At 63.6% G+C, this 18988-nt stretch carries 18 protein-coding genes; 9 read left to right on the top strand and 9 right to left on the bottom strand.

The features are described from left to right. The first annotated feature begins 1 nt into the window (after position 1). On the top strand, positions 2-1000 hold the full coding sequence (locus NL532_RS01975) for a LacI family DNA-binding transcriptional regulator (RefSeq protein ID WP_023752490.1): 999 nt from the start codon (positions 2-4) through the stop codon (positions 998-1000). A 173-nt stretch (positions 1001-1173) separates the two neighbouring features. Here NL532_RS01975 and NL532_RS01970 read toward each other — a convergent pair whose 3' ends face one another. The 8 genes from NL532_RS01970 to speB all read right to left on the bottom strand — a co-directional run bounded on the left by NL532_RS01970 (position 1174) and on the right by speB (position 8361). Continuing rightward, positions 1174-1977 (bottom strand): ABC transporter permease, encoded by an 804-nt coding sequence (locus tag NL532_RS01970; protein ID WP_023752489.1) that lies wholly within the window; start codon positions 1975-1977, stop codon positions 1174-1176. After that, positions 1974-2828: an ABC transporter permease gene (locus tag NL532_RS01965; RefSeq protein WP_023703699.1), complete on the bottom strand. Its 855-nt coding sequence runs from the start codon at positions 2826-2828 to the stop codon at positions 1974-1976. The genes NL532_RS01970 and NL532_RS01965 overlap by 4 nt, the downstream gene beginning before the upstream one ends. Next, on the bottom strand, positions 2825-3862 hold the full coding sequence (locus NL532_RS01960; protein ID WP_023829338.1) for an ABC transporter ATP-binding protein: 1038 nt from the start codon (positions 3860-3862) through the stop codon (positions 2825-2827). Before NL532_RS01960 ends, NL532_RS01965 begins: the two co-directional genes overlap by 4 nt. 95 nt (positions 3863-3957) lie before the next feature. Further along, a complete protein-coding gene (locus tag NL532_RS01955; RefSeq protein ID WP_023671275.1) occupies positions 3958-5046 on the bottom strand; it encodes an ABC transporter substrate-binding protein in 1089 nt (362 codons plus the stop codon). A gap of 68 nt (positions 5047-5114) precedes the next feature. Next, positions 5115-5762 (bottom strand): amino acid ABC transporter permease, encoded by a 648-nt coding sequence (locus NL532_RS01950; protein ID WP_023671276.1) that lies wholly within the window; start codon positions 5760-5762, stop codon positions 5115-5117. Further along, entirely contained in the window at positions 5759-6415 is a 657-nt protein-coding gene (locus tag NL532_RS01945) for an amino acid ABC transporter permease (protein ID WP_023683571.1), read from the bottom strand. Before NL532_RS01945 ends, NL532_RS01950 begins: the two co-directional genes overlap by 4 nt. Positions 6416-6421: 6 nt before the next feature. Next, a complete protein-coding gene (locus tag NL532_RS01940; RefSeq protein ID WP_023711355.1) occupies positions 6422-7216 on the bottom strand; it encodes a transporter substrate-binding domain-containing protein in 795 nt (264 codons plus the stop codon). A gap of 83 nt (positions 7217-7299) precedes the next feature. Then, complete coding sequence (gene speB / locus NL532_RS01935) at positions 7300-8361, bottom strand: agmatinase (protein WP_023714542.1); 1062 nt, start codon at positions 8359-8361, stop codon at positions 7300-7302. A gap of 212 nt (positions 8362-8573) precedes the next feature. On the opposite strand from speB, the gene gcvA reads away from it, so the two are divergent. The 8 genes from gcvA (at position 8574) to NL532_RS01895 (ending at position 17560) form a co-directional block, all read left to right on the top strand. Continuing rightward, a complete protein-coding gene (gene gcvA, locus NL532_RS01930) occupies positions 8574-9542 on the top strand; it encodes a transcriptional regulator GcvA (protein ID WP_023671280.1) in 969 nt (322 codons plus the stop codon). Positions 9543-9711: 169 nt separating this feature from the next. After that, the gene (pncB, locus tag NL532_RS01925) at positions 9712-11016 is read left to right on the top strand and encodes a nicotinate phosphoribosyltransferase (RefSeq protein ID WP_023683568.1); all 1305 of its coding nucleotides are present in this window, start codon (positions 9712-9714) and stop codon (positions 11014-11016) included. A 190-nt stretch (positions 11017-11206) separates the two neighbouring features. Further along, positions 11207-12649 carry a hypothetical protein gene (locus NL532_RS01920; RefSeq protein ID WP_023700438.1) on the top strand — a complete coding sequence of 481 codons (1443 nt, stop codon included), beginning with the start codon at positions 11207-11209 and terminating at the stop codon, positions 12647-12649. Between the two features lie 152 nt (positions 12650-12801). Then, complete coding sequence (locus NL532_RS01915) at positions 12802-14106, top strand: ABC transporter substrate-binding protein (RefSeq protein ID WP_023683566.1); 1305 nt, start codon at positions 12802-12804, stop codon at positions 14104-14106. 157 nt (positions 14107-14263) lie between these two features. Further along, complete coding sequence (locus tag NL532_RS01910; protein ID WP_023683565.1) at positions 14264-15145, top strand: branched-chain amino acid ABC transporter permease; 882 nt, start codon at positions 14264-14266, stop codon at positions 15143-15145. Beyond that, entirely contained in the window at positions 15142-16104 is a 963-nt protein-coding gene (locus tag NL532_RS01905) for a branched-chain amino acid ABC transporter permease (RefSeq protein WP_023683564.1), read from the top strand. Before NL532_RS01910 ends, NL532_RS01905 begins: the two co-directional genes overlap by 4 nt. Continuing rightward, positions 16101-16826, top strand: a complete 726-nt coding sequence (locus NL532_RS01900) for an ABC transporter ATP-binding protein (RefSeq protein ID WP_023829339.1) — start codon at positions 16101-16103, stop codon at positions 16824-16826. The genes NL532_RS01905 and NL532_RS01900 overlap by 4 nt, the downstream gene beginning before the upstream one ends. Further along, positions 16823-17560, top strand: a complete 738-nt coding sequence (locus tag NL532_RS01895) for an ABC transporter ATP-binding protein (protein ID WP_023683562.1) — start codon at positions 16823-16825, stop codon at positions 17558-17560. Before NL532_RS01900 ends, NL532_RS01895 begins: the two co-directional genes overlap by 4 nt. On the opposite strand, the gene NL532_RS01890 is transcribed toward NL532_RS01895, so the two are convergent. Then, the gene (locus tag NL532_RS01890; protein WP_050588706.1) at positions 17561-18928 is read right to left on the bottom strand and encodes a sodium:proton antiporter; all 1368 of its coding nucleotides are present in this window, start codon (positions 18926-18928) and stop codon (positions 17561-17563) included. Positions 18929-18988 lie beyond the last annotated feature (60 nt).

The raw sequence follows: 18988 nt of genomic DNA, 5'->3' as shown, positions 1-18988 counted from the left end.
CATGACCAACCTGAAACAGATCGCGGCGGAACTTTCCCTTTCGGTGACCACCGTATCCCGCGCGCTGAAGGATGGGCCGGAGGTTCATCCCGCCACCATCGCTCGCGTCAAGGAAGTGGCGCAGCGGGTCGGCTATGTGCCAAATCATCATGGCTTCGCGCTCAAAACTGGCCGCACGCTGACGATGACAGCAATCTACCCGATGGAAACACAAGATCATCTGTCCGATCTGTTGAAGCTTCCGTTAATCGAAGGCATGACGCTGGCGGCGCGGCAAGCGGGTTATAGTCTATCCATCTACTCCACCACGCCCGATGATGACCCCATCGAGAGTGTGCAGCGACAGCTTCAGGCGGGCAGCACAGACGGACTGATTATCACGCGCATGGTCTCGGGTGATCCACGCGTTAAGCTATTGCTGGATAGAGGCATGCCATTCGTCGCGTTTGGAAGAACTGACCTGGATACAGCATATCCTTATGTCGACATCGACAATGAACAGATTGCCTACGAGGCGACCCGGCGGCTCATGGACAAGGGCTGCCGACGCATTGCGCTGCAACTTCTCGTTCCGGGCGACCAGGCGAGTGCCATGCGTCTTTCCGGGTATGGAAGGGCAATGGCCGAGGCTGGTATTCCGATCGACCAGTCGCTGATCGGTCATGGAATGTTCACCATGGAATCGAGCGCAGCCTGGTTCGATCGCATGCTGGCCTGGTCAGATCCGCCGACGGGCTTGGCTTGCGCCAACGAACTGGGCCTTCTGGGGGCACTACACGCTCTTGGCAGAAGAGGTCTCGCGCCCGGGAGTGACATCCACATTGTCACTCGGGACAGCACGCGGCTGTCACGTTTCTTGCCTGCGAAGATCGGCGTTCATTTCGTGGACATAGCGGGTGTCGGACGCAAACTTGTCGAAGTCCTGGAGAGCCGGATCGTCAATCCCCTCGGGCCGGTGAAGACAGTCTTGTTCAAAGGTGAGTTCGACCCTGGCGACTAGTCGGGCGAAGAAGTCAGTTGTCCGCTTTCGAGGAGCACTTAGGTTCACCCCTGAGTCCGAGATGAGGCGCGAAGCTGCCGCCTGCGCGAGGGTGCACTCAGCACCTTCATGGCATTGGTGGTCTGAGCAGCGATCGAGGGGTGCTGTACTGGTGCTGTTACAAATGAATGCGCTCAGCTCCCGTCCGACGACATCGCGCCGAGCAGCCTGCGTATATCGCCGAACCTGGCGATCGAGCCGAACACCAGTGCCGCCACCGCCACGAAGAACACCGACACCGAAGCCATGGTCGGCGTGTAGCCATAGCGCAGCGCGTTGAAGATCTTGATGGGCAGCGTCTCGGTGGTGAAGCCGATCGTCATGTAGGCGACGATGTATTCGTTGAGCGACAAGACGAAGGCGAAGGCGTAGCCCGAGACGAGGTAGGGCAGGATCAGCGGCAGCACCACGGTCTTCAGCAACGTGCGGTCGTCCGCGCCCATGGTGGCGGCGGCCTCTACCAGCGAGCGGTCGATCGAGGCAAAGCCCAGCGACAGCGTCACCAGCGGCAGCGTCACGAAGAAGATAGCGTGGCTGATGATGGCGGTGAAGAACTGGCCGAACAGCCCGACCGTCGCCCAGAAGGAGAGGAAGCCAAGCGCGGTGATGACCGGCGGCAGGATGAAGGGGGCAAGCCCCAGCACCTGAAAGATGTTTGCCCAGGGCGCGATGCGCCGCCACAGGAACCAGGCCAGCGGCAGCGCCACCGCCACGGCAATCGCCGCCGAGCAGACGGCCAGCGTCACCGAATGGATCAGCGCCAGGCGCCATTCCGGATCGGTGAAGATCTGGGCGTACCAGGCGAGCGAGAAGCCGACCGGCGGGAAGCTGAGCTCCTGCCGCGAATTCACCGACACGCCGGCGACGACGATCAGCGGCGCCGCCAGAAACAAAGCGACGATGGTGAAATAGACACGGCGCAGCAAGGTCGCGGTCATAGGGCGTTCTCCCTTCGTCCGACGAGCAGCGTCAGTCCGACCAGCGCCAGCGAGATCAGCACCAGGAACACCGCCATTGCGGCCGCGAACGGCATGTTGGACTGGTAGATCGCCTGGTCGGTGATCAGCACCGACAGCGTCCAGTGCTGCGGCCGTCCCAGAATCTGCGGCAAAAGATACGAGCCGAGGGCGAACACGAAGACCATGATCAGTGTCGCCACAATGGTGTTGCGCAATGCCGGCGCGACGACGTTGAAGAAGGCGCGGATCGGCGAGGCGCCGAGCGTGCGCGCTGCCTCGAGCAATGTCGGGTCGAGGCGCACGAGGGCGGGGTACAGCACCAGGATCGTATAGGGCAGCGCCTGGTAGACCATGCCGGTCAGCACCGCGCCAAAGGTCGGCAGCAGCGCCACCGGCTTGTCCATCAGCCCGATCGCCACGAACAAATTGGTGATGCCGGCGGTGCGCGAAAACAGCGTCGACCAGGCAAAGCCGATGATGACTTCCGACAGCGACAGCACCGACAGCAGGCCGACCAGCCACAGCGTCTGCACACGGCGCGGCCGACGGGTCAAAAGGTAGGTGAAGGGAAAGGCGATGGCCACGCAGCAGACGGCGACCAGCACCGCCAGCAGCAGCGAAAAGCCGAGCACGCCGCCGAAGAACACCGACAGGAAGCGGGCGTAATTGTCGAACACGAAATCCGGCGTGTAGAAACCGGACGGGTTGCGCTTGAAGAAGCTCACCGCGATCATCGTCGAGAACGGCACGACGAAGAAGACGATCAGCATCAGCGCCGGAAAGAACAGCGGCGTGTAGTCGGCTATCGACTTCGGCGCTTCGCGTCTCATGCGCCGAGCACCACGCAGCTTGCCGGCGGCAGTGTGACGCCGACCTTGGCGCCGACCGGCACGTCATGCCGCTCGCGCGGCGTCGTCACCGCAATGATGCTGGTGCCGCCGACGTCGACGAAGGTCTCGATGGTGCCGCCGAGATCGCGCACGAAACTCACCTCGCCGGTGATGGCCGAGCCGCCGGGGCTGCCGAGATGCACATCCTCGGGGCGGACCGATACAGACGCTTTAGTCTGACCCGCCGGCATGGCAAGACCTGGAATGGCTGTGCCCAGAATGGTGGTGCGCCCGGTGCTGTCGATCTCGGCCGGCAGCAGATTGGTGATGCCGATGAAGTCGGCGACGAAGGCGTCGGCCGGCTTGCGGTAGATCTCGATCGGCGGCGCCGCCTGCAGGATCCTGCCGTGGCCCATGACGACGACGAGGTCGGCCATGGTCATGGCTTCGCGCTGGTCGTGGGTGACGACGATGGTGGTGATGCCCAACCGCTGCTGCAACTGGCGCAGTTCCACCTGCATGGCCTCGCGCAGTTTGGCGTCGAGCGCCGACAGCGGCTCGTCGAGCAGGAACAGTTTCGGCGACAGCGCCAAGGCCCGTGCAATTGCCACGCGCTGGCGCTGACCGCCCGACAGTTTGGCCACCGGGCGGTCGGCAAAGCCGGTCAGATGGGTGAGGCCCAGCAACTCGTCGACGCGCTTCTTCTGCTCCTCCTTCGAGGCGCCGCGAATGCGCAGCGCATAGGCAATGTTGTCGCCAACAGAGAGATGCGGAAACAGGGCCAGCGACTGGAACACCATGCCGAGATTGCGCTTGTGCGTCGGCAAAGGCGTGATGTCCTCGCCGTCGAGGACGATGGCGCCGCTGGTCGGCTCCTCCAGTCCGGCAATCATGCGCAGCAGCGTGGTCTTGCCGCAGCCCGATGGGCCGAGCAGACACACGAACATGCCATGCGGCACGTTGAGCTGGACATTGTCGACGGCGGCGAAGTTGCCGAATTTTTTGGTGACGGCGTTGATATCTAGTCCGGACATGCTCATCCCTCTCAGGCTGTGCGCTGGAGCAATTCCAGGAAATGGCCGCCGGAAGAGGTCCGGCGGCCGATCAGTTTTTAAGCGGATCGAACGGCTCAGCCGACGATGAGCTCGGTCCACTTCTGGTTGATCCAGTCGGCCTTCGACGTATAGAGGTCATAGCGCGGGATGATCGGATCGATATCCGACGACACCGCGGCGAACTCTTCCGGCTTGAGATCAAGCACCTCCTTCTTCAGCGTCGGCGTGGTGCCGACCTTGCGCGACATCAGGCCCTGCATTGACGGCTGGCTCATATAGTCGATGAATGCATGTGCCTCGTCGACCTTGGTCGAGGCGCGCGACAGCACCCAATTGCCGGAGTCCTGGATGCCGCCTTCCTTCGGGAAGGTCGAGCGGACATGGAAGCCGTCGGCGACCGCGAGGCCGGTGACGTCGTGATAATACTGGCCCATCGGGATCTCGCCCGACTTCAGCGCCTGCTCGAACTGCGCCTCGTCGCGATACCACAGCCGGACATTCGGCTTGAGCTCGGCGAGCTTTTCGAACGCCTTGTTCAGTCCGTCCTCGGTGTCGAGCGCATTGGTGCCGCCCATGAAGGTCTTGGCCGTCACTTCGAGCAGGAACGAGTTCGAGGCAAGCGCCAGCAGGCCGAGCTTGTCCTCATTGGCCTTGTCCCACAGCGTCTCCCATGAGGTCGGCGCATCCTTGTAGACGTCGGTGTTGGAGACCAGCGTGATCCACCAGGCGACGGCGCCGATGCCAGCAACACGGCCATCCGGATATTTGTTGACGAAGCGCGGCAAGAGGTCATTGTAGTGCTTGAACTTCGACGTATCGAGCGGCGTCCACAATTCGGTCGACTGGCCCTTCAGCGTCGAGGTCTGCGACATCATCGAAAGGTCGGCCGGCGCCTGGCCTGCCTTGGACGCCTGTTCGAGCTGCACCAGCCAGGCTTCGCCGGTCGGCTCGGCGACCGATTCCACTGCAATGCCGGTGGCCTTGGTGAAATCGGGGAAGACGTGCTCGTCGAAGGATTTCTTGAAATAGCCGCCATAGACGCCGACCTTCAGCGACTTGTCCTGCGCGCGCAGGATCGACGGCATGGCGAGCACGCCGGCTGTAGCGAGGCCCGCACCAAGCACGCCGCGCCGTGTCAGGGATTTTCCAATCAGTCTGTTCATCTGGTTTCTCCTCAGTTGATGCCGTTCTATTCCGGCAGGTTCCCTTCACGCACTGTCGCCGCCTGGCGTCAGTGGGCCGCCGCTCGTTGTTCGAGCGTACGGGCGTATTGCGTCAGTGGAAAGCACATGACGAAGAAGATCAGCGCCACCAGCCCGTAGACCTTGAACGGTTCGAAGGTGGCGTTGTTGATGGCGTTGGAGGTTCTGACCAGCTCCTCGAAGCCGATGATCGAGGTCAGCGCCGTCGATTTGATCAACTGCACCAGGAAGCCGACGATCGGCGCCCTTGTGATCGAGAACGCCTGCGGCAGGATGATCAGCCTGAGCTCCTGCAGACGGTGCAGCCCAAGGCTGGCGCCAGCGTCCCACTGCCCGCGCGGCAGCGCATCGACGCCGCTGCGCCAGATCTCGGCCAGATAGGCGCTGGCGAAGAAGGTCAGGCCGAGCACCGCTGCCGTCCATGGCTCGATGCGCAGGCCGAGCATCGGCAGGCCGAAGAACATCAGGAACAGCTGCATCAACAGCGGCGTTCCCTGGAACAGGGCGATGTAGCCGGAAGCGATGCGCCGGCTCCATTTATTTTCGGCGATGCGGAAGAACAGCACGATCAGCCCTACCACCGCCCCGCCGACAAAGGCCGCCAGCGACAACAGCACCGTCCAGCGGGCGGCGAGCAGCAGATTGCGAACGATGTCCCAGAAGGTGAATTCGATCATGTGACACCTGCCCCCAACACGCGGCGCCCGCCTGTGACCAGCAGCCGGCGCAAGGCCATGGACAGGACGAGGTAGACCAAGGTCACGACGAAATAGGTTTCGAAGGACCGGAAGGTGCGGGCTTGCAGCATGTCGGCCTCATAGGTCAGCTCGCGCACGGCGATCTGCGACACCACGGCCGATTCCAGCATCATGATGACGATCTGGCTGGTCAGCGCCGGATAGATCACCTTGAGCGCCTGCGGCAGCACGATCTTGACAAACACCTGGCGTGGCCGAAGCCCGAGTGCCAAGGCGGCTTCCGTCTGTCCGCCGGGCACGGCATCGAGACCGGCGCCGACGATTTCAATGGTGTAGGCCGCCATGTTGAGCGTCATTGCCAACATGGCTGCCAGGATCGGATCGAGCCTTATGCCGAGGCTGGGCAGTCCGAAGAAGATGAAGAACAGCTGCACCAGGAACGGCGTGTTGCGCATCACCTCGACATACACCGCGATGGCGCGCTTCACGAATACCGGGCCGTTGCGCCGGCCGGCAGCGCCCAGGATGCTGAGCAGCGTGCCCACGAGCGTGGTCACGACGATCAACAGGATCGTCGTGGCCGCGCCGCGCGCGATGTCGCCCACAGCACCTGGGAGCCAGGCAAAAGCCACGAGAACTCAATCCTTGAGGTTGTCGGGATTGAGCGGCGTCTTCAGCCAGACCTTCGAGCTCTCGTCGAGCTTGCCGTTGGCCAGCATCTTGGCAACCGCATCATTGACCGCCGTCTTCAGCCGGTCCTCTTTTTTGTTGAGGCCGATATGCGAAGGCGAGGTCAAGAGCTGGAACTTCTGCTCCGGCTTCAGCGCGTCCTGCTTGGCCAGCACCTGGGCGCCGACATCATTGCCGACCACCATCAGCTGGGTCTGGCCGGAGATGAAGGCCTGGATGACGGAATTGTAGTTGTCGAAGCGCTTGATGTCGGCCGATGACGGCGCCGCTTCGGTCAACGACGTATCCTCGAGCGTGCCGCGATTGACGGCGATCGACTTGTCGGCGAGATCTTCCTTGCCTTTGATCGAAAGCGCTGCCGGACCGATGACGGCGATGTAGTAGGGCGCATAGGCGGCGGCGAAATCGATCACCTCCTCGCGCTCCTTGGAATAGCCGACGCTCATCAGGATATCGACGCGCTTGTCGGTGAGATACGGGATGCGGTTCTGGCCGGTGACGCTGACCAGATTGAGCTTCACCTTGAGTGAATCGGCGATCGCCTGCGCGACGTCGACGTCGTAACCCTTGATGCTCATATCGGCGCTGGCCGAGGAGAAGGGCGGAAAGTCGGAGAAGATGCCGACATTGATGGCGCCGGCCTTGGTGATGTCGTCGACGGCGTCGGCATTGGCCTGGGCGGCGAAGCCGAGGCCGGCGAGCATCAGCGCGGCGGCGATGGTTGATTTCATTTGGATTGTCATTGGTATTCCCCTTCTGGAAGCTTGTTTGTTTTGGAAACGGCCGCCGGCTCCAGCGCGGCGGCCGCCTTTGCATGTGAAATCCGTCAGGCCCCCTTGCCGGTGATCGCCGGGCTGAACACCATCAGGCTCAGGATCTCGAACAGGACCTGGGCGCCGACATGGGCGGTGTTGGTGGTCGCGTCATATTGCGGCGCCACCTCGACGACGTCGCCGCCGACGATGTTGAGGCCTTTCAAGCCGCGCAGCAGTTCGAGCACTTCGCGCGTCGTCAGGCCGCCGATTTCCGGCGTGCCGGTGCCTGGCGCGAAGGCCGGATCGACACTGTCGACGTCGAAGGAAATGTAGGTCGGGCCGTCGCCGACTATTCTGCGCGCCTTCTCGATGATGGCCGGGATGCCGAGACCCGTCACCTCTTCGGCATGCACGACCGTCATGCCGGATTCATAGGTGAACTCCCACAGATACTCCGCCGAGCCGCGGATGCCGATCTGGATGGTGCGGGTGGGGTCGAGCACGCCGTCCAGCACCGCGTTGCGGAACGGTCCGCCATGATGGAACTTGGTCATGTCGAACAGCCCGCTTGTGTCGCAATGAGCGTCGATATGGATCATGCCGACCGGCGCCTTTTTGCCGACCGCCTTCAGGATCGGATGGCTGATCGAGTGGTCGCCTCCGACCGAGAGCGGCAGCACGCCGGCATCGACGATCTGGTTGGTGCGGCGCTCGATATCTTCGTGGCTGACCTCCAGCCGGTAGCGGCTGCGGAACGGCGTATCGCCGATGTCGGCGACGCGCAGCTCATGCGTCGGCGCGCATTCCAGCACATGATTGTAAGGGCCGATGCGCTCGATGGCGCGCAGCGCCCTTGGCCCGAAGCGCGAGCCGGGCCGGTTGGTGACGCCGAGATCCATCGGCACGCCGATGATCGCCACCTGCAAATCGCCGAAATCCGGATTGTCGGCAGCGATTTCACGGTAGGGCGCGGCGAGGAAGGTGGGGATGCCGGCATAGGGCGCCAGCCTTGTGCCGCTCTTGGAGAAGATCTTGTCCGCGACCTTGCGGAACTTCGGGTCGAACATCTCGCCGCCATGGCTCTCGCCATACTTGCGGCGCAAGGCTTCCAGCTTGCCTCTGTCATAACCCATGTCGGTCTCCTCCTGCGGGCTGATGCATGCGGCCGTGGCGACATCTGCGAACTGACCATCATCCGGCCGGGTCGCTGTCCCGCTGGCTGCCTTTAGATTTCACGTCATTGATGCTGTTGACCTGCCAAAGTGTCCGGCAGCCGCATTGAAAAATCAATTGATATTGTTACGGTGCTGATTGTGAGAAAATCTCACAGAGTATCCGGTTGCTCATGGCCAAGCGTCTGCCCCCCTTGAATCCCTTGCGCGCCTTCGAGGCGACGGCGCGGCATGCCTCGCTGACCAAGGCGGCGAGTGAGCTCAACGTCACCCACGGCGCAATCAGCCACCAGATCAAGGCGCTCGAGCAATCACTCGGCGTAAAACTGTTCGAACGCACCGGACAGCGGGTAAAGCTCACCCCGCACGGCGCCGAATTGCTGCCGGCGGTCTCGACCGCCTTCGACGGCATCGCCGCCGCCACCCAGCGCATGACCAGGCCAGCCAGCGCCGGTACGCTGTCGGTCTCCTGCGTGCCGGCGCTGCTGCTTCTGTGGATGACGCCGCGGCTCGGCAGCTTCATGGCGCAATATCCTGATATCAGGTTGACGCTGATCCCGTCCAACGACCCCAAGGACATCCGCGCCCCACAGGTCGATGTCTGCGTGCTCTATGGCGACGGCAGCTGGACCGATTGCTGGATGCGCAAATGGTCGGGCCTCGAACTGTTCCCGGTGGTCAGCCCGACGCTGATCAACAACCGGCCGCTCCGCATCTGCCGGGATCTTGCTGGCCATGTCATCCTGCATGGCGATGATGGCCGCGAATGGCACACCTGGCTGGCCGCCGCCGATGGGCTCGACCTCGAACGTGGCCGCCGCCACCATCTCGGCGACGCCCGTACGGCGATCGAAGCCGCGGTGCACGGACATGGCGTGGCTCTCGGCGATTCCGTCACCGCCAGCATGCTGCTCGCCAGGGGCCTGCTGGTGGCGCCGTTCAGCCTGTCGGTGCCGGCGGTCGATGATTTCTACGTCGTCTGCCGCAACGAGATGCGTTCGGCGCCTATCGTGCAATTGTTCGTCGACTGGCTGTTTGCCGAAAAGGAACAGGCCGACAGCCGGGCCGACGCGCCGGTGGCCGGCCGCATCGGCAGCCGCAGGAAGCGTCCGGCGCTGCGGGTGGTGGGCGCCAAGAGTTGAGGCTGGACCTGAGCGGCTGCTTTTTGTCGGGCCAGCCCGGAAAGCGGGAGGCGCTTTCAAAAATTCAATGCTAATAAGCTCTTGCCCGGCAATTCCAGGAAAACTGTGCGGCGGTTTCCCGTCCGGAATTGCGTAAGAAAGACGTGAGCAGCGAAGGCGACGGCAGGACATGGCAAGAACCGATATAGCGCGGCGCGTCTACAACCACACCTGGAAGCTGGACCCGATCGTCCGCAGCCTGCTCGACACCGATTTCTACAAGCTTCTGATGCTGCAGATGATCTGGGGCATGTACCCCAAGGTCGACGCCACCTTTTCGCTGATCAACCGCACCACCTCGGTGCGCCTGGCCGACGACATCGACGAAGGCGAATTGCGCGACCAGCTCGACCATGCCCGCACGCTGCGCTTCTCCAAGAAGGAGATGATCTGGCTTGGCGGTAACAATTTCTATGGCCGCAAGCAGATCTTCGAGCCGGAATTCCTCGCCTGGCTGGAAGGTTTTCGGCTGCCCGACTACGAGCTGTCCAAGCGCGACGGTCAGTACGAGCTCTCCTTCAGCGGTCCCTGGATGTACACCACCCTGTGGGAAATCCCGGCGCTGGCGATCATCAATGAGCTTCGTTCCCGCGCCGCCATGCGCGCCTTCGGTCCCTTCGCGCTTGACGTGCTCTATGCACGCGCCAAGGGGAAGATGTGGGCCAAGACCGAACGCTTGAAGGCGCTGCCCGGCATCCGCATCTCCGATTTCGGCACCCGCCGCCGCCATTCCTTCCTGTGGCAGCGCTGGTGCGTCGAGGCGCTCAAGGAAGGCATTGGCGAAGCCTTCACCGGCACCTCGAACGTGCTGCTGGCCATGGACAACGACCTCGAAGCGCTCGGCACCAACGCGCATGAATTGCCGATGGTTTTTGCCGCCCTTGCCAAGTCGGAAAAGGAATTGAAGGAATCGCCCTACAAGGTGCTGCAGGACTGGCAGCGCTATTACGGCGGCAACCTGCTGATCGTGCTGCCCGACGCTTTCGGCACCGCATCCTTCCTGCGCGACGCCCCGGACTGGGTCGCCGACTGGACCGGCTTCCGCCCCGACAGCGCGCCGCCGATCGAAGGCGGCGAAAAAATCATCGACTGGTGGCGCGAGAAGGGCAAGGACCCCAGGCAGAAGCTGCTGATCTTCTCCGACGGTCTCGAGGTCGAAACCATCGAGGAGACCTACAGGCACTTCAAGGGCAAGGTGCGCATGTCCTTCGGCTGGGGCACCAACCTCACCAACGATTTCGAAGGCTGCGCGCCGACCGAAACCAACAGCCTGGATGCGATATCGCTGGTCTGCAAGGTGACGGAGGCCAATGGCCGGCCGGCGGTGAAGCTGTCGGACAATCCGGCGAAAGCGACGGGCGACAAGAAGGAGATCGAGCGCTATCTCCGGATTTTTGGGGCGAAGGACCGCGTGGAGCAGCTGGTCAAGGTTTGAGGGTCGGCGGGTGCCTTGCTGGACGAAATGGAAATCGCGATAGCGTGAGTTGCCGCCCACCCCCCTCTGTCCTGCCGGACATCTCCCCCGCAAGGGGGAGATTGGCAGCATCGAGTACCGCGCCTCTTTCTTTACCCTTGAAAGTTGGCGAAAGCCCCGGCGACATCCAATCTCCCCCCTTGCGGGGGAGATGGCCGGCAGGCCAGAGGGGGGTGTGAAGGATCGCGTCAGGCTGACATATGTCGCCTGCTCCCCCACCCTCACACTCCTCCCCACCCCTGCCTTCGCCCACGCCTCCGACCGCGGCCACGTCCTCCTCCTCCCGACCGGCTACTACATCGCCGGCGGCGCGCTTGCCGTCGCGGTAAGCTTCCTCGTCCTCGCCCTGCTGCCACCCGCAACCCTCGACCGCTTCTGGCGCCGCCGCCTGCCGCTCTTCCCATTCGCCGACACCCCTCGCACAATCATCAGCCTCATCTCCTTTGCCGGTTTCGCAACGCTCATCGCCGCCGGCCTGTTCGGCAGCCGCGATCCGCTCTCCAATCCGCTGCCCCTGACCATCTGGACGCTGCTCTGGGTCGGCCTTGCCATCGCGCAAGGCCTGTTCGGCGATGTCTGGTCGTGGCCGAATCCATGGTATGGCCCGTGGCGGATCGTAAGCCGCCTGTTCAAGCTTCGTGGCGGTGAGGGACAGAAATTGCGTTTGCCTTCATGGCTCGGCTGCTGGCCAGCCGTTATCCTGTTCTTCGCCTTTGCCTGGTTCGAGCTGATCGACCCGGCGCCCGACGACCCGGCGCGGCTGGCCTATGCCGCCGGCCTCTACTGGTTGCTTACCTTCATCGCCATGCTCGCCTTCGGCTACCGCGATTGGAGCCGGCGCGGCGAATTCCTGACGGTGTTCTTCGCCATGGTGGCGCGCTTCGCCATCGTCGAGCGCAATGAACACGGGCGGCTCGCTCTCTGCTGGCCGGGCTCAAAACTGCTCGGCGCGGCACCCCTGCCGGCAAGCGGCATCGCTTTCCTGCTGCTCAGCCTGTCATCGGTGTCCTTCGACGGCCTGTCGAAAACCTTCTTCTGGCTCGGCCTGTCCGGCATCAACCCGCTGGAATATCCCGGCCGCACCGCGCTCATCGGCATTAGCAGCTTCGGCCTCGTGCTGACCTTCGTTCTGCTGGCGGCGGCATTCCTGCTGGCCGTCATCCTCGGCCAGCGCCTCGCCGGCAGCCGACATTCCCTCCGCGAGGCCGCCAGGCTGCTGGTGTGGTCGATCGTGCCGATCGCGCTCGCCTATCATGTCGCGCACTATCTGACGGCGCTGCTGGTCGACGGCCAGTATGCGATCGCCGCTCTGTCCGACCCGTTCGCGCTGGGATGGAACCTGTTCGGCGCCGCCGACATGCAGATCGAGGCCGGCATCGTCGCCGGGGCCCACTCCGCCTGGTGGCTGTGGAACCTGCAGGCCGGCATCATCATCGCCGGCCATATGCTGGCGGTGCTCGTTGCCCATGGACTGGCCTGGCGACTGCACCAGGTGCCATCGCGCGCCGCCCTCAGCCAGTTGCCGCTCACCATGCTGATGATTGCCTACACGATCTTCGGCCTGTGGTTGCTTGCCACGCCGACGGCCGGATGAGACAAGCTGATCAACATGCCTTTGCGGAAAGCCCGCTTGCAAGCTCTGTGCTTTGGTGATTTAGTTTGTACACATGCAATTTCTGCCCCTCCTGCAAGGGAGTGGCCTTGCCTCGTTACAGACAGTCAAAACTCAAAAACAGGGGAACTGCCGTGACTGACAAGAATGGGTTTTTCGATCTCTCCAAATCCACCCTTAGCCGCCGCACCGCGCTGAAAGGTCTCGCCGCCGGCGCCGGGCTGACGCTCGCGCCCGGCTTCGTCCGCTACAGCCAGGCGCAGAGTTCGGCGCCAATCAAGATCGGCTTCCAGTCGCACCGCACCGGCATCGGCGCCGCCTATGGCCGCTGGTACGAAAAGACCAGTGCCGCCGCGGTCAAGGCGATCAACGATGCCGGCGGCATCAACGGCCGGCCGGTCGAACTGGTGATCGAGGATGACGGCACCGATCCCGGCCGTGGCGCCGAAGTGGTCGGCAAGTTCGCCACCCAGCACAAGACCGACATCGTCTTCGGCACGCTGTTCTCGCATGTCGTGATCGGCTCGGCGCCGGCCGCCGGCGAAAACAAGATCCCTTATTTCGTCGTCAGCGAAGGCCACCATGTCGCTTCGACCAAGCTCAACCGCTACGTCTTCCAGCCCGGCATCACCGATGTGAAGAGCCAGATCCAGTCGATGGCGCCATGGATCGCGGCCAATGCCGGCAAGAAGGTGACGCAGATCTTCCCGGATTTCGCCTTCGGCTACGACCATCGCGACTACCTGCCGCCGGCGCTGAAGGCGCAAGGCGCCGAGGTCATCGCCCAGATCGCCATCCCGCCGACAGAGTCGTCTTTTACGAAATACTTCCCGCAGATACCGGCCGAGACCGAAGTCATCTACCACGTGATGGTCGGCCCGGCCGTGCTCACCTTCGTCAAGGAACTCGGCGAGTTCTACGGCTCCAACCGGCCGCAGCTGTTCGGCTTCATCGATTCGCTCGAAGCCACCGACATCAACAGCCCCGGCCTCGAATTCCTGGACGGCAGCCATTTCTGGGAAGGCTCGCCGCGCTATGCCCAGGCCAATGACTCGGCCGCGCAGAAAGCCTACCGCGCCGCCGTTGGCATCGACGAAAATGGCGCTGCCGTCGGCGACCCCAAGGACGTCTCCACCGCCGCCCACATGTTCGGCTGCTGGGAGACGCTCTATGTCGTCAAGAAGGCGATGGAAGACGCCGGCTACAAGGGCCTGGAAGACCGCGCCAAGCTGGTCGAGGCGACCGAGGCGCTGACCGAATTCGCCGAAGGGCCGGAGCATCCGCAGGGGCCGAAGACCTTCAACGGCAAGATCCACCAGTGTTTTGGCATCCAGAACATCTCCAAGGTCGAAGGTGGCAAGCTGAATGTCGTCCACAAGACCAAGATCGAGGACGGGCTTTACGAGGCCGAAGGGGATTATACGACGCAGGCGCTGTGAGGCGCCTTACCCTCCCCCTTGTGGGAGGGTCGGCACGCAAGCTTCGCACTTTTGCGAAGCTTGCGAGACGGGGTGGGGGTCGCGACGGCCCGTGCCCAACCCCACCCGACCGCTGCGCGGTCACCCTCCCCACAAGGGGAGGGTAAGGGCGCCCTGAATGCATTTCGGACCCCATCTCCTCCTCGCCGCCCTCGAAGGCCTTGTCACCTCAGCCGTGCTGGCGCTGACGGCGCTTGGGCTGTCGCTGGTGTTCGGCGTCATGCGCGTCGTCAACGTCGCCCATGGCGAGTTCTTCATGCTGGGCGCGGTGCTGGCCTGGGCGATCTCGACGGCGATACCCGGCCATCCCACGCTCGGCTTCCTGGCGGCGCTGGTGATTGCGCCGCTGATTGTCGGCGCCATTGCGCTGGTAGCCGAGCGGCTTGTGCTGCGGCGGCTCAATTACAATCCGGAAGCCACCATCGTCGCCACGATCGGCATGCTCTACATCATCCAGCAGCTGGCGTTGAGCTTCTATGGCCCGGAAGCCCGCCCGGTGGAGCCGCCCTTCAGCTACCGCATCCTTTTGCCCTGGTTCGGCTATTCCGGCTACAAGCTGTCGATCATTGCCGCTTCGGCCCTTCTGCTCATCGCCACCTGGCTGGTGCTGACGCGCACCAAGATCGGCCTCATCATGCGCGCCACCCAATATGACAGCGAGACGGCGCAGGCCTTCGGCATTCCGGTCGCCCGCGTCTATGCCGGCGTCTTCGCGCTCGGCGCCATGCTGGCGGCCATCGCCGCCGTGCTGATCGTGCCGATCAGTCAGGCGCACTACCTGATGGGGCAGGACCCGCTGCTGTTGTCCTTCATCGTCGTCATCATCGGCGGCCTCGGCTCGCTGCGCGGCACCGTCGTTGCCGCCGTGTTGATCGGCCTGTCCGATGGCATCATCTCGGTGTTCTTCTCGCCGACTTTGGCCAAGATCATAGCCACGCTGCTGGTGGCCATGGTGCTGGTGTTCAGGCCGCAAGGCCTGTTCGGGCAGGCGCCGCGATGAGCGAAGCTTCGCCGGCAAAAGCGTATGCATTGCATATCGGCGCCATCGCGCTGCTGTTCGCCCTGAGCTTCGTCCTGCCGGATTATCATCACGGCCTGCTCGCCCGCATCATGGTGCTGGCGGTGTTCGCCATGGGCTACAACATGCTGTTCGGCTATGTCGGCCTGCTCAGCCTCGGCCACGCCATGTTCTTCGCCGCCGGGCTCTATGGCGCTGGTCTCGCCGTCATCCATCTCGGCTGGAGCGTGCCTTTGGCTTTCCTCGCCGGTATCGCCTGCGGCGCGCTGCTGGCACTTGTGATCGGCCTGCTGGCGCTGCGCACCACCGGCGTCGCCTTCATGATCGTCACCATGATGTTCGCGCAGGTGTTTTACCTCACCATCCTCTATTTCGCCGCCTGGACCGGCGGCGACCAGGGTCTGGTGGTGCCGCAGCCGGCGCGGGTTCTGGCCTTCGGCTCGACATCGCTCGACCTCACCAACCCGACCGTGCGCTACATGAGCGCGCTGGCGCTGTTCTCGGTCGTGCTGCTGATCACCCTCGCCATCGTCCGCTCCCGCTATGGCCGCGTGCTGGTCGCGGTGCGCGAGAACGAGGAGCGCACGAAAATGCTGGGCTACGACACCTTCTCCAACAAGCTGATCGCCGTCGTCGTCTCCGGCACCATCTGCGCCGCCTCGGGTGCGGCCTATGCGCTGCTGTTCGGCTATGTCGGCTCGAGCTTTGCCTCGGTGCAGTATTCCATCCTGCCGCTGCTCTGGGTGCTGCTCGGCGGCGCCGCCACGACGCTGGGCGCGCTGCTCGGCACGGTGTTCATGTACTATGTCATCGACACCGCCAGCGGCTACACCTCCGCCTATCTCCTGATCGTCGGTATTGCGCTCATCCTGCTGGTGCTGTTTTTCCCCAAAGGCATTCTGGGCACCATCCGCCAGCGCTGGCTCGGGTGGCTGCCATGATGCCGTTGCTGACCACCAAAGGCCTGGCGCGCAGTTTCGGCGGCCTGCGCGCCGTCGACGGTGTCGATTTTCAGCTGATGCCGGGCGAGATCCGCGCCGTCATCGGTCCCAATGGCGCTGGCAAAACCACCTTCGTCAGCCTGGTCAGCGGCCGCATTCAGCCATCGTCCGGCATGATCGTCTTCGACGGCGCCGACATCACCAGCCAGCCGGCCTATCTCAGGGTGCGCCGGGGCATCGCCTACACCTTCCAGATCACCAGCGTCTTCGCCAACCTCTCTGCCTACGATAATGTCGCGCTGCCGGTGCAGCGCACGCTGACCGATGCCCGCTCGAGAGGTGCGGTGCGCACCGGCGTCATGGCCGCGCTGGAACGCACCGGACTGGCCGGCCGCGCCCATATGCCGGCCGGCCAGCTTTCCTACGGCCATCAGCGCCTGCTGGAAGTGGCAATGGGCCTGGCGCTGAAGCCGCGGCTTTTGATCCTCGACGAGCCGACGCAAGGGCTGGCCGACAGCGAGATCGACAATTTCATCGAACTGGTGCGCGAGATCGCCAAGAGCGCCACCGTGCTTTTGATCGAGCACAACATGCCTGTCGTCATGCAGCTGGCCGACCGCATCACGGTCTTCAACGCCGGCAGGATCCTGGCCGAAGGCACGCCCGAACAGGTTCGCGCCAACACACAGGTGCAGGAAGCCTATCTGGGGACGGCGCCATGAGCGAAGCCCCCAAGACTGAAGCCCACGAGACTGAAGCGCTGACTATCTCCAGGCTCGACTGCTTCTATGGCGAGGTTCAGGTGCTCTATGGGCTCGACCTAGTGCTCAACAAGGGCGAGGTGCTGTGCCTGTTCGGTCGCAACGGCGCCGGCAAGACGACGACGCTGAAAGCGATCATGGGGCTGGTTCGGTCGAGCGCCGGTTCGATCCGGCTCGCCGGCAAGGAGTTGACCGGCCTGGCGGCGCATGAGGTGCCCAAGGCCGGCGTCGCCTATGTGCCCCAGGGCAGGCGGCTGTTCGCCGAGATGACGGTGGCGGAAAACATCGAGATCGGCCTGATGGCGCGCGGCAAGGGAAGAGCGACGCGCGAGAGCGTGCTCGACCTCTTCCCGCTGCTGCGCCAGCGGCTGCGGCAGCGCTCCGGCACTTTGTCCGGTGGCGAACAGCAGATGCTGGCCATGGCCCGCGCGCTTTGTCTGGAGCCGCAGGTGCTGTTGCTAGACGAGCCGACCGAAGGGCTGATGCCGTCGATGATCGCCAAGATCCGCGAGACGGTGGTGAAGCTGCGTGAGCTAGGTGTCTCCACCATTCTGGTCGAACAGCGCGTCGACGCCGTGCTGTCGGTCGCCGACCGCGTCTGCTTCATCGAAAACGGCCGCAACCGCGAGACCGTCGATGTCGAGCAATTGCGCGCCGACCCATCGGCAGTCAGGCGCTATGTCGGCGTCGGCTGATCAGCCGAAAAACAGGAACCCGGCGATCAAAAAGATCGGGATCAGCACCAGCCCTGACCATGCCATGTAGCCGAAGAAGCCCGGCATCTTCACACCGCGGTGTCGGGCGATGGCGTAGACCATGAAGTTGGGTGCATTGCCGATATAGGTGTTGGCCCCCATGAACACCGCGCCGGCCGAGATCGCGGCCAGCGTCGAGGCCGCCTCCGTCATCAGGTGCCGCGCGTCGCCGCCTGCGAGTTCGAAGAACACCAGATAGGTCGGCGCATTGTCGAGGAAGGACGACAGCCCGCCGGTCAGCCAGAAATAGGCGAGATCATTGGGCTGCCCGGTGGGTGACGTCACCAGCGCGACCAGCGGCGCCAGCGCGCCGTCATGGCCGGCGCGAAGGATGGCAATGACCGGCACGATGCAGATGAAGATGCCAGCAAACAGTTTCGCCACCTCCGCGATCGGGCCCCAGGTGAAGCCGTTGGCCTCGCGATGGCTCTTGAGTGACACGACAAGCGACAGTCCGGCGAGCCCCAGGATAATGGCGTCGCGCGCCAGGTTCTGCAGTTCGAGGCTCACGCCCAGCACTGAAAAGCTCACGCCCGGCTTCCACGCTGCCGACAGCAGGATCGCGGCAATGACGCCGGCCAGCAGCGGCAGATTGGCCAGGCCGCGAAGGCGCACCTTCGTATCCGGCGTCGGATCCTTGATCTTCGGCGCGCCGCCTTCACGGCGATGCAGCATGATGTCGATGGCCAGGAAGACAAGCAGCACCAGGCCGCCGGTAAACAGCGTCTCGCGCCAGAGGTTCGCCGACGTCCAGAAGAAGTCGACGCCGCGCAGGAAGCCGACGAACAATGGCGGGTCGCCCAAGGGCGTCAACGAGCCGCCGATGTTGGACACCAGGAAGATGAAGAAGATGACGACATGGGCGTTGAACTGCCGGTTGTCGTTGGCGCGCAGCATCGGCCGGATCAGGATCATCGAGGCGCCGGTGGTGCCGATCACCGAGGCCAGCATCGCCCCGACGAGCAGCAGCCCGGCATTGACCAGCGGCGTGCCATGGATGTTGCCGGCGACAAGGATGCCGCCCGAAATGGTGTAGAGCGCGAACAGCAGGATAATGAAGGACATGTATTCGGTGAGCAGCGTGTGCAGCACGGCTTCACCGGCTACCGGAACGCCGAATGCAACCATCAGCGGGATGACCGCCAGCGCTGCCCAGCCGGCGGCGATCTTGCCGTAATGATGCTCCCAGACATAGTGGAACAGCAGCGGTCCGGTGGCGATCGAGAGCAGCAGGCCGGCGAAAGGCAGCGCCCACCACAGCGACATGGCAGCATCGGGCAGGCCGCGGGCCTCGGCCGCGAAGGCCATTTGCGGAGACACAGCGGAAGCGAGTACACCTGCCGCGAAAGCCTTCCCCAACTGTGTGCA

Origin of the sequence: Mesorhizobium sp. C120A, assembly GCF_030323105.1 — a bacterium.
GTDB lineage: Bacteria > Pseudomonadota > Alphaproteobacteria > Rhizobiales > Rhizobiaceae > Mesorhizobium.
This window is presented reverse-complemented; position numbering and strand designations above follow the sequence as displayed.